The following is a 12,828-nucleotide window of genomic DNA, read 5'->3' on the forward strand; positions in this document are numbered from 1 at the left end:
CGCAATATCAGGAGAAAAGCATATTACCGACAGGAACAAAATGGAAAAAGCCAATATATTTTTTCGTTTCATAGAACGCTTATTTTGTAAAATTATGTCGTATTGTTTGTATCTCATTCTTAATCTCAACAAATACACTTGTATCTACATTTCCAAGAGATACTGATTTTAGCACAGTTGCCTGTTCTGTTTCATCAAATGATACCTGATTATTGGTCTGATCTATTTGTATCCGGTCAAAAGCTTTTGCCAGTCCGGACATTTCGGACATTAAAGCTGCTATTTCCGGAATATCCTTCAAATCAGACATCACCTGCCACATCATATCAAATGTCAATTTCTGATCAATGACCAACTGTTCCACCCTTGTTCCTATTGAGAGCAGGTTTTCGTTGGTTAAACTTGATGCAATATACATTCCTTCGATCCATCCTCCCACCAGAATAGCTACTGTTAAAAAATAGCGGTCTTCTTCATTTAAATAAGCGGCACAGGAAGCATAAGTCTCAGATAATATTTTTAATACTTCATCCTTATTATTGATATTGGTCTCCAGTTGTTTCAATAAATCGTGATCCACGGCCGAAGTCATTCCCAATCCATCGATCATCATCTGAATGGCTATTTTATATCGCAACATGGTTTGTGTTTGTTCAAAAAGACCGGCATAAACCAAATCGGTAATATAAGCACCGAAATTTACCGCCATCTGACTGTGTGTCAAATACTTTGAAGCATTCGAAGGGTTATTCAACAATGATGCTTGATACTGGATACCTGAGTTCTTGATCAATACCGACATCTCGATAGGCGTAGGTAATGCATAAAACACTTTTTTAGCCATATTCACATACGTTGAATCGATTGCTAAATCAGCTAAGTCAATGGTAATACCATCATTTTTCTGCTGCCTGCTGCATGTATTGCACGAATGAAACAATACAATACACAACCCAACGATTAGGAAGGATAATGGAATCTTAATATTTCGCATGAGCGTAAAATGGATAATTTTAATTTATAATGCAAATTAACAAAAAAAGTCACAATTGTTCATTGTTGAAAGACAAAATTACTTTATAGAATACGTTGTTTCTCCAGAATAGTTACACCAAAATAAAAGAAAAAACCGTTTGAAGATTTAACATATAGATATGACATGAAAAGTTTCTTTTACAGGCACGTAAAAGAAACCTTCCATGTTGTATGATCTAATAATCAGTTGTTTTAAATTTTATGGTTTTTTCCGACATATTACCCAGTTTATCTTTCGCTGTTATAACGATTGTATAAGATTGCCCCTTCTGAAAATTCTTGATAGGAGAAACATAGGCAACTTCGGGTTGTCCGTTTATAGAATAAAATATATCAGCACCACCGGTCAACAAATCGGTAGCTGCCAGATACAGCATCATATATGACGGATATTCCCCGACAAATTCCGGATCGGATGAAACTCCTCCTTCTTTATCTATACGTTGGATACTGAACGTGTGGAATATCTCAGGACCTTCCCCATCAACGGTTATTTCCAATTGATCCGAATTCCGGTTATTCACATTGTCATAACCAAAATATTTCACTACATGTGTTCCCGATTCTTTTACGGAAAACGGCTCGGTATACCTCACCTCTTCTTTCTGGTCATCAATACTATAACTCATATATTGTGTACCGGACTCCGCATCAACTGCCTTCAGGACGATCTTACTTTCAGGGCTCAGGAAAAGTACATCTCCTTTACGGAAATTGGGACCTGATAATTGATAGGACAATTGTGGCCCTACAAGATCCACATATACAATTCCTACATTATGGGTATAATTATCCTTACTGGAATTACCCATTTCGTCCAGAGCATAATAACTTATGGTGTGTTTACCTGCCTGGGAAGGAAGATAGAAAGGATCTTCGTAAGGTACAAAATCCCCCCCGTCTACAGAATACATAATTTCTTTTACTCCCGACTTATTATCCACAGCTGTCAGTTTCAATTTGGTACGACCGGAAAAATACACCTTATCACCGACAATAAACCTGTCGCCTAATACGTCCGCCGACATAATTGGAGCGGTTTTATCAAAGAAAAATGTAAAGCTTTTCAATTCTTCTTTATTCTGGACATTATCAACCGAATAATAATTCAAGGTATGTTCCCCATCAGAGAGATAGGTAAAAGAAATCATAGATCCGCTCTTGTATATCTTCTCTTTTTCATCATCAAACCAATAAACTATTTTATTAATGCCCGACAAACTGTCTGTCGATATCAAATATAATTTACTGCTTGTAGAAATTACATTTCCTCCTGCTATACCCACTATATTGTGGTAAGTAACCGGTGCCGACAAATCGATACAGAATTCCCTGGTTTTCACATCCTCAACATTTCCGACATAGTCCACGGAATAATATTGCAGTTGATGAAATCCTTCCTGAACACTGATATCAAATGTTTTATATGGGGAAAAGTTTCCCTGTTTAGTAGAATAATAAGTTTGTTTTACTCCGGCCAGGTCATCCGTTGCTTTCATATCGACGGACAAATCTTTTCCGAAATAAGTAACCCCCTCTTTCACAAAGCTTAAAGCCTTTAATGATATGGACGTTACAGGAGCTTGTCCATCGGCATATATGTCAAAAACTTCTGCCCGATGATTAATATTGTCGTTATGGCGGATATGATGTCTTCCCGGCCCATCCAGATATACAGGTTTATTTTCCTTATCATCACTCCTGTTCAAACGTTGTTTATCTCCATCAGGACTGGTAGACACATAAAAATACAACGGCAGATCCAGTTGTACGATAAACCGGCCAAGACTGTCAGTATAAGTAGTTTTCTGATGATCTTCAGGCTTCTGAGCCGAAACACCGGATACCCACCCTAAAAAAACACCGATCATCATTATTTTTCTTACCATAAAAGTATATTTATTGATCATTCACGAACCTTTTTAATTAATAATTGATTGTAAAACTGAAAGTCGATCCCTTATCAATTGTGGATTCGACAAAAATAGTCCCGCCCATCAGATCGAGCAGTTCTTTACAAAGTGCTAAACCTATTCCAAGCCCCCGGTATTCCTGGGTATATGAATCTCCTTTTTTCCAGAAACGTTTAAAGATAAGTCCCAGATAATTCCGTTCAATTCCGATTCCGGTATCTTCTACCCAGAAAGACAATTTCCTCTCATCCTGATCCACATCAATTCCGACCTGGACATATCCCCGGTCAGTATACTTGACCGAATTATCGACAAGAAGCATCAATACCCTAAAAATTCTCTTACCATCGATGAAAAGGCTTTTCATGTCATCCGGCAACCGATTTTCTATTATGATTTCCAGATTTTTCTTCTTGGCAAACATGATCATTTTTTCTGTTTCTGCCTGTATATCCTGTAACATGGAATCAATATCCGTTTCCTTCGGCTGAATAGTGATAAGCCCAGAGTCTATCCTTGATAAGGTAACAATATCATCCACCATCTTCAACAATTGTGTTGCATTATAATTGATGATATCATACATTTCTTTCCGTTCCTCAAAACCGATCAACGGATCATCGATGAATTGAATGAGACCGAGTATAGCACTCAGCGGGGTCCTTATCTCATGAGACATATTGGCAAAGAAAGCAGCTTTGAAACGGTCTGATTCCTGGGCTTTCTCAAGAGCCTGACGCAATTTGGTCGTTCTTGCTATCACCAGCTGTTCCAACTGGGCCTGATAATCGTCCAGTGCTTTCTGGGTCCGATTGAGTTGTTCATTCACAGCTGCTAATTCCTGAATATAAGTGAGTAATTCCTCGTTTTTTTCTTTGATCTCGACAAAGGCAGCCTCCAGTTCATGCTTTTGCTGGTTGATCAATAGATTTTTCTGCTCTAACTTCCGGTTGGTCCTTTTCTTTTCCCACAAAAAATACCCGATCACCAGAACGATAACAAGCGACACACATAATACCACCACCAGTAACTGTGATTTTATCTGTTCGTTTTCCAACTGGATCTTCATTTCATTTTTCTGTAAGTCGGATATTTCGTCTTTTACCTTGAGGTTTTCGATGATCAATTCTGCATTCGTTTTACTTTCCAATAATTGCCTATTGGTCGAATCCATCCCTTCAAGTGCCTTTTCTTTCTCACTGAGTATTGAATTGATATATTGATTTTCCCGTTCTGCCAATTCCTTTTCTTTCTCTGCCAGTTCTTTTTCTTTTTCCGCCAGTTGCGCCCTTACATTTGCCTCGGAATAACGATCTTCCGACTCTTTTATAAGAGCATCATGGACCGTTTTGTAAAGCTGGAAATAATCAGCGGCTTTTTCCGTATTTCCTGCTTTGGTATATGCTTCAGACAACATACCATAGCAACTACGCATTTGTGCATAATCATTGATTTCCCGCGACATAGTAGCTGCTTCTTCCAGGACTTGGACCGATTCATCGTAACGTTCCATTTTATTCAGCACTACAGATGCATTGATCAATGCACTAATAGTGGGTACTTTTTCATTATGCTCTTTCCGGTACTGATAGGTCTTTCTGAAATATTCATAAGATGCCTCATATTTCCCCATGTCAAAATGAATCAATCCCAGGTTACTATTGATCCCGGCTATTCCATTATAATTGGAAATGAGCTTATTTAGCTCTATTGACTGATTGTAATACTTTACGGCATTCTCATAATCTTTGGCATCCCAATATTTTTCAGCTGCCATATTCAGGAAATTGGTCGATTCCCTGATATCTCCTGTCTGTTTTTTCTCTTCAGCCAACTTCAGGCATTGCTCTATGGTTAACCGGGATACGTCGACGGGATTTTGTCCATAAAGATTCACCAACAAGAAAAAACAGCACAATGTAACATGCCAGATCCTAATTGGTGTGTATCTGATTTTTTTACCTATGAACATCTTGACCCCTCTATCAGAATTATATAATATCTAAAATTAATACAAAAACTGTACAAATATTTCACATAATTGCATTTACAGAATAAAAAAAATAATTACGATTTATGGATAAGCCTTGTCTCTTCTACAAAAGAACCCATTTCAACAAAAGTTTTTTTTAACAAAATTGATTTCAGTATTTTTTCAACAATGAATTACCACATTGAAGTAAATGAATAAAAGTTCGTATTTAGACGAATTTTCTTGTCATTTATCCGTAACAATACAGATAAATATCCTGAACAGACAATTACTTCCTGATTAATTATGACTTAACTCTTTTGGCAAGAGCTTCAATTCCCCAATATATGGCAATGGCCAATACAGCCATAAAAATAGCCCAAATAGGTTGAGCATCAACACCTGTCTGTAAAGTGAATGCATTCGGCAATAAATTTTTTTCGACCAGATCCAGGCTATGATCACTGAATTTTTCCATATCCCATGGGAATGTTTGTCCGGATGCTTTATCAACCTGTACTTTCCATGGCCATACTTTATTTAGCGAACCACACATAAATCCAGCCAGCAGAGCAATTGTTACATCATGGTATCTTTTCAGCAGCCATGAAAGAAAATGGGAAAATGACAACAATCCGATAATAGCACCACTTGCAAAGACAGCCAGTATAGCAATCTTCAATTCTGTAAGAGCATTTAAAATATATTCATATTTACCCATCAGGAGAAGGATAAAACTACCGGATATTCCGGGTAGTATCATCGCACAAATGGCTACCGCACCACAAATAAATATAAACCACAATCCATCAGGTGTCTGTGCAACTGATGATACCGTAACGAGATAAGCCAGAACAGCTCCGATACCAAAACCAATAAATACAGGCATATTAGCCTTACGGATGGTTTTCAGTACGGATATGGTAGAAATCAGGATCAGGCCGAAAAAGAATGACCAGATAATAACGGGGTGTTCCTTCAGCATGTATAACACGGCTTTTGCTAAAGTAAACAAACTTGTACCGACACCCAATACCAATACAACCAGGAAATTACCATTGATAGCTTTCCAGAATGACTTGATCCCTTCTGTAAAAAGTTTCTTAAAATTCCGAGGAGTAAATGATCTCAAAGAATGGAGCAGTTCTTCATACACGCCGGTAATAAATGCAATGGTTCCTCCCGAAACACCCGGAACGATATCCGCAGCTCCCATTGCCAGTCCTTTTGCGTACAATAGTAAATAACCCCTGTTTTTTCTTTTTTGTTCTTCCATCTGAATATTTAATTACATTATATATTTACTCCCCGTTAAATACAACAATATCACTCCAATTTTCCCGGCAAGAGGAGATATGGAAAGTGATTAAATAAACCGAACATGATTGATTGAAATTATTTTTTGCCGATGCGGAATCTATCTACCAAAGCCATGACCTCCGGATCTTTAACTTCTTTATCGAATAATTCAAAAAACAATCCGACTTCAGCAGGATATTTGTTCAACGTCTCCTTTAGTATAGTTAGCCCTTGCAACCGATCATCATTCAGAAGGTAATAAGCTGCCAAATGATATCGAAGCATCGCCGAATCCGGATTAAACTGAAGTGCCTGGGTAATAATCTGCTGTACATCAGTATAAGATTTTTGTTTGGCATATACCTGGGCAAAAGAATCCCACATCATTTCATCATTTGAGATCAATGTAGCCAAACGTTTAAATATCTTTATGGCCTTTTCATATTGCTTCATATTGGCATATACAGATGCCTGGACAAAAAGATATTCCGAGTTATCCTCATCCAACTCAACTGCATTCTGAATATCATGAATGGCCTCCTGATAATTTCCAGCCTGTGACCTTATCACTCCTAAACCAAACCACGCATCAGCAAATTTATTATCCAGAGCCAACGATTTCTCATAATGGATAATGGCCAGATCTTCTTTTCTGATACGTTCGTAAGATTCAGCCATGTAACAATGTGCTGCTGCACTATCCGGTTCCATCAGTAAAAAATCCTTATATACGTTTATAGCCTCTCTATGCCGGTCGAGTAAGGTAAGCGTATTGGCCTTATTAAAATATGCCGACGAATAATTTTCATTGATAACGATGGCATAATCATAAGCATCCAGGGCTTTCTCATTCTCATCTTTTTTGTTATAAACAATCCCGAGATTATACCAGACATGTTCTGAAAACGGATCTTCGTCCAGATACATCAAATAATAGGAAATACTTTTATCCAATTCGTTAATCCGTTCATAACAATATGCCAGATCGTAAAACACATAATAATTGTCCGGCTCCATCGAGTGCACCTTCATAAAATACTTCAAAGCAATTTTATGCTGATTGATCCGTTCAAATGAAATACCTATGTTATAAAGAACCTCTATCTTATTTTCGTCAGCCAGCGATATAGCTACCTCAAATTGCCTTTGTGCTTCTCTTGGTTTACCCAGCATATTCAGTGCTGTTCCTTTCAGGAGATATACTCCATATTCCCCGGACTCCAGATGTTCCAGTTTATTTAAAAGGGATAATGCTTTGACTGGCTGGCTATTATCGATCAATATCTCAGCAATGCGCAATTGTATGGAAGTAGAAGAAGGATATAAATGCATGGCATAATCAGCAGCCTGGGCAGCCTGACTAAAATTATCCGTATCCATATAGTAATCAATAATATCCTCAAACTCGTGGACATCAAAGAAATACTTTTTATGGTTTTCTAACATATCCTCATACCGGTTGACAGAGTTAAGCATTTCCTCGTCATACCAAGAGCCATTCTTTCTGAAATTCATCATATTTTCCTAAAAGAAACGATGTAAAGATACGAAATTATTTAAACATTTTGCTCAACTTATTTAAACAATACGAGCAGGATAAAAAACTTTACCTGCCCGTACAAAACACTACTCTACAGTATAAACAAACATTTATTTAAGCAATAATAGAAATTTTTCATATGCTTTACTCCATTCATCCGTATCACGCGGTTGGAAAATTTCAGTTTCCACAGAATTACGTACTACCTGACGAATATCTGCCAATGATTTCAGATGACCTAATGCCATTGCCTGTACCAATAGGTTCCCCATGGCTGTACCTTCGGCCGGTCCTGCAACCACAGGCATTCCGATAGCATTTGCCGTAAACTGGCACAGATAAGCATTTTTTGCACCACCGCCAATGACGTGTAATTTTTCGATTGGGTGCGGGGAAACACGTTTGAGTTGTTCCAGCGTATAACGGTATTTCATGGAAAGGCTTTCAAAAATGCAACGTACTATCTGTCCTTTCGAAGATGGCACCAACTGATCGGTACGTTTACAATAGCCAGTTATAGCGCTCACCATATTTTCCGGGTTCATAAAATCCGGGGCATCAGGATCAACAAAAGTCTGGAATGCCTTTTCTGACCTGGCCATTTCAACTAATTCCCCGTATGAATGATCCTTTTCACAGGCCCATTCTTTACGGCATTGTTCCAATAACCACATCCCGGTTATGTTTTTCAGAAAACGGAAGGTTCCTTCAACACCACCTTCATTGGTGAAGTTCATTTTGGCCGTTTCCTCATCAATCAGTGCTTTTCGGGTTTCAATCCCCATTAGTGACCAGGTTCCCGAACTAAGGTACGCCCAATTCTCACCTTCAGCAGGTACGGCTGCAATAGCCGAAGCAGTATCATGTGCAGCCACTGCAATAACCGGTATTTTACCCAATCCTGTTTCCTTTGCTATTCCATCAGTAAGTGGTCCGACTATTGTTCCCGGCAGTACGATATCCTGCATCAGGGAAAGAGATACACCGAAAGCATCGAACAACTCGTTTGCCCAGTTCATGGTCTTGGGATTCAGCATTTGTGATGTTGATGCTATAGTAAATTCCGCCTTTTTTACCCCTGTGAACAAATAGTTCAACAAATCGGGCAAAAACAATAAATCTTTCGCCGCCGCCAGTATTGACGAATGATTTTTCTTCAATGCGAAAAGCTGAAACAAACTATTGATCTGCATCAATTGTATACCTGTCAACTCATATACTTTTTCCCGGGACACCAACTTGAAATATTCTTCCATCATACCGTTTGTATGCAGATCCCGGTAGGCATAAGGTTCGCCAAGCAATGAACCGTCTTCTGCCAGGAAACCGAAATCAACGCCCCAGGTGTCGATCCCAATAGATTCCGGATGATATTTTCCATTCAAGCCGCATGTTTTCAAACTGTTCTTTAATGTTTCATAAATACCAAGAAGATTCCAGTGAAGGTGGCTACCTACCGCAATCATCTGGTTACCAAAACGGGATATCTCCTCCATGGTTATTTTTCCATCGGCCAATGTACCGGCAATACTTCTTCCGCTGGTAGCTCCAAGATCAAAAGCAATAAAAGTATGAGATTTCATTTGAATAGTTTAATTGGTTTGTTGATTGACTCACTTGTATAGACAAGCTACAAATGTAACAGAAATTAACGAAAAGTCAATAGTAAGATATGTAAACTGTTGTTAAAAAATTAAAAAAAGAAGATTAACGGATGCTCTTTGCCATTTCCGTCAGGATATGTGGATCCTGTTCCGCAGCAGAACCGATAACCAACACATCAGCTCCGGAATTAAAAAGAAATTCCACTTGTTGGGGAGTACGGATCCCTCCTCCCAGAATTAACGGTACAGATAAATTATTCTTTACATTCTCAACCACATATCCCGGAATGTGTTGTTCCGCTCCACTACCTGCTTCCATGTAAATGGCTTTCAGTCCCAGCATTTCTCCTGCAATAGCCGTAGCTACAGCAATATCAGCCTTTCCAAAAGGGATAGGCATTGTCTGGCTCATATATTCCACTGACGTATGTCCGCTTGCCCCCATCAATATATATCCCACAGGTATGATCTCCAAATTACTTTTCTTCAGAAAAGGAGCTGCCTGCACATGGTTCCCGATCAACAATTCAGGATTACGGCCTGAAATCAGCGAAAGAAAGAAAATACCATCGGCCTGGCAGCTAAGTTGCAATAAACTACCGGGAAAAAGAAATACCGGTTTATCCGTATGCTGCTTGATCGTATCTATTGCTCCCGGCAAATGATTGGAAATAATACTACCCCCGAACAGGAAGAAAGCAATTCCTGCATCATGTGCAATATCAATTGTTTTTGCGAGTGAATCCATAGAATGTTTATCCGGATCAATCAACAAAGCAATTAGTTTACGACGGTTCAAGTTTGATAACAAAATATCATAAAGCATCACCGGAAAAATTATTTGGTACAGAAAACCAACGCATAATTATTTTCCAAAAAATAATGCATCCGGTATTCTTCATTTCTTAGATTATTTTGGACAACACCAACTATATCCCCCATCTTCGCTATATCGAAAGGCTTAATTGTCAGGTTTTTTTGAAAATTAATATCCTCTTTATCACATATCTTGTAAAGGGCTTCTTTAGCACACCAATGGACATATAAATGCTCCTTACGTTTTTCCGGATCAAGGGTAATTACCTCACGGTCGTTGATGAACTTATGGGCTACTCTTTCTATATTATGAGACATGTATTCAAGGTCAATCCCTACAGTCTTATCCTTGCCTAAAAGTATAGAAGTATAACAGTATGAATGTGAAATACTTATATTAAAAGAATCATCGGCCAGATATGGTTTGCGGGAGTCGTTATATACGATACGGGCATCCGGTTTCGTCATTAACTGCAACAGGGCCCTTACACTCAGTGATTCTACTTTACGGCTTAAATTTTTAAATCCATTCAGCCGTTGGATATCGTCTTCGTTTAAATAAACGGAATTAAACAAGGTATCGTAATCTTCGCTGACCTCCCACAATCCGAGACGACACCCTTCTTCAACTTCCATATTGATCAATAATCCCACTATATTCTGTTTTTATGGTCAACAATATACGAAAAACTCAGGCAAAACTATTATTTTTCATTCTTTCCACCGTATTGTTTCCATCAGATGAATAATATCTTCCCGGAAAAAACTGATTACCGGCATCAAAGAATCATAATTCGGCTTCACATTGAAATATAATGATCCCCTCAGAAAATTATCAACACTGTCCGTGACAAAAAACTGTAATGGGGAACCTGCATTTCCTTTAATATCATAAACCGTACCATATACTTTATTTTCGTAATCTACATAATTATACGGATCAACGCCATCTGCCTTCAGAGCAATTTTTTTATAAACAAAGTTCCAGTCATCATCCAAAAGTATGTCAATATTCCTGTTCACCGGGTGATATGTCAAATGAATCGTTCCCTTATATTCAGGAAAATTAATATTAAATAAGCATGGTTGATCTTGATGATAGCGATCGGAACCGATTATCCCATAGACCGGGTAATCAAAAATAAACGGACAGATGCTGTTATATAACTGGTATTTTTTTTCAGGAAAATCAATCCTGAAATAAGCATGCGGTTTCGGCACCTCGTTTCTCTGGCATGAAATACACACTAAAACGATGATACCTATAAAAGCAAAAAGCAAAAACCTATCGAAGTGAAATTTCATTTTACAGGTGTTAATCCTTGGTTGATCATTCAGGCTCATTCACAATTACTTTTATCCGTTTGATACGACGATTTTCCATTTCTTCCACACAAAATGAAAGATGCTGGTAATCCACACAATCCCCGTTTTTAGGTATTTCACCTTTCAATTCAAGAATAATTCCGGCTAAAGTATCTGCCTCTCCCCTGATATCATTGAAAATGGTATCTTCAATATGCATGATACGATAAAAATCGTTCAGCAACACCTTTCCGTCAAACAGATAGGTACGAGCGTCAATCTGCTCATGTTCGGGTTCATCATCATCCGATTCATCTGCAATCTCCCCCATGATCTCTTCCAACACATCTTCCAGTGTGACAATACCTGCCATACCTCCGTATTCGTCAATGATCACAGCTACATGTATTTTCTTCTCCTGAAATTCCTTTAGCAGATCATCAATTTTTTTGTTCTCAGGAACAAAATAAGCATCCCTGATCAAAGATTGCCACTTGAAATTTTCTCCTTCATCAAGGCATGACAACAGATCTTTTACATACAAGATACCTTTTATATTATCCGGATTATCTTCATAAACCGGCAAACGTGAATATCCCCATTCGTTGATTTCATCTATTAACTCCGGTAGTTTTGTTTCAATATCTACTGATACCACATCAATACGTGAAGTCATAATAGTATGTGTATCAATATTTCCGAATTTAACAATTCCTTTCAGTATATCCTTATTCTCAACAATAGTATCCGATGATTTTTCCAGGACATCAGAAAGTTCATCAATGGAAATGCTTTGTTTTTTTTGTAACCTTTTATTGATAAATAAGGTGGAAGAAGAAAGCAGCCTGACCAACGGATAAAGAACAACTTCAAATACAGTCAAAGAGATCACCATACGGTATGATACGTTCCGGGCTTTCTGCGTTACAAAAACTTTAGGGATTATTTCCCCGAAAAGCAACAATACAACAATGATAAGTATGGTTTGAAGAAATAATCCCTCCCCGGACCCTGACACTGATTGAAAAGTTAATATGGCAAGTATGATGAATGCAATATTAATAAAACAGTTGGCGGCAATTATAGTCGCCAGCAACCTTTCAGGCTGATTCAACCATTCGAGTATTTTTCTACTTTCAGGGTTATTGTCATCCTGCACTTTTTTAATATCATCCTGCGAAAGAGCAAAAAAAGCCGCTTCGTAACTTGCTATCAAACCTGAAAGAAATAACAGGAATAGCAATACAGCTACACAGCATATAATACCTGTGATATTGCCCGGTGCAAAAAGAACACCGACATGGCTTGCTATAATGTATAAATAAGGGTCAGGGTCCAAGAATA

Annotated in this window: 10 protein-coding genes; all 10 read right to left on the reverse strand. The window is 38.1% G+C overall.

Annotated features, from left to right (window positions below):
- Window positions 1-79: 79 nt before the first annotated feature.
- Window positions 80-994, reverse strand: a complete 915-nt coding sequence (locus LBQ60_04795) for a hypothetical protein (protein MDR2037222.1) — start codon at window positions 992-994, stop codon at window positions 80-82.
- Window positions 995-1,211: 217 nt separating this feature from the next.
- A complete protein-coding gene (locus LBQ60_04800; protein ID MDR2037223.1) occupies window positions 1,212-2,924 on the reverse strand; it encodes a hypothetical protein in 1,713 nt (570 codons plus the stop codon).
- 37 nt (window positions 2,925-2,961) lie between these two features.
- Complete coding sequence (locus tag LBQ60_04805) at window positions 2,962-4,845, reverse strand: tetratricopeptide repeat protein (protein ID MDR2037224.1); 1,884 nt, start codon at window positions 4,843-4,845, stop codon at window positions 2,962-2,964.
- A 379-nt stretch (window positions 4,846-5,224) separates the two neighbouring features.
- Complete coding sequence (locus LBQ60_04810) at window positions 5,225-6,196, reverse strand: DUF368 domain-containing protein (GenBank protein MDR2037225.1); 972 nt, start codon at window positions 6,194-6,196, stop codon at window positions 5,225-5,227.
- Between the two features lie 119 nt (window positions 6,197-6,315).
- Complete coding sequence (locus LBQ60_04815; GenBank protein ID MDR2037226.1) at window positions 6,316-7,737, reverse strand: tetratricopeptide repeat protein; 1,422 nt, start codon at window positions 7,735-7,737, stop codon at window positions 6,316-6,318.
- 132 nt (window positions 7,738-7,869) lie between these two features.
- Window positions 7,870-9,342, reverse strand: a complete 1,473-nt coding sequence (locus LBQ60_04820; protein ID MDR2037227.1) for a rhamnulokinase — start codon at window positions 9,340-9,342, stop codon at window positions 7,870-7,872.
- A gap of 124 nt (window positions 9,343-9,466) precedes the next feature.
- Complete coding sequence (locus LBQ60_04825; protein ID MDR2037228.1) at window positions 9,467-10,189, reverse strand: geranylgeranylglyceryl/heptaprenylglyceryl phosphate synthase; 723 nt, start codon at window positions 10,187-10,189, stop codon at window positions 9,467-9,469.
- Window positions 10,190-10,200: 11 nt separating this feature from the next.
- Window positions 10,201-10,833: a 4'-phosphopantetheinyl transferase superfamily protein gene (locus LBQ60_04830; GenBank protein MDR2037229.1), complete on the reverse strand. Its 633-nt coding sequence runs from the start codon at window positions 10,831-10,833 to the stop codon at window positions 10,201-10,203.
- A 57-nt stretch (window positions 10,834-10,890) separates the two neighbouring features.
- A complete protein-coding gene (gene gldD / locus LBQ60_04835) occupies window positions 10,891-11,484 on the reverse strand; it encodes a gliding motility lipoprotein GldD (GenBank protein MDR2037230.1) in 594 nt (197 codons plus the stop codon).
- Window positions 11,485-11,509: 25 nt separating this feature from the next.
- Entirely contained in the window at window positions 11,510-12,823 is a 1,314-nt protein-coding gene (gene gldE, locus LBQ60_04840; GenBank protein ID MDR2037231.1) for a gliding motility-associated protein GldE, read from the reverse strand.
- Between the last annotated feature and the right edge of the window lie 5 nt (window positions 12,824-12,828).

The sequence above is a fragment of the Bacteroidales bacterium genome, from assembly GCA_031275285.1.
GTDB lineage: Bacteria > Bacteroidota > Bacteroidia > Bacteroidales > UBA4181 > JAIRLS01.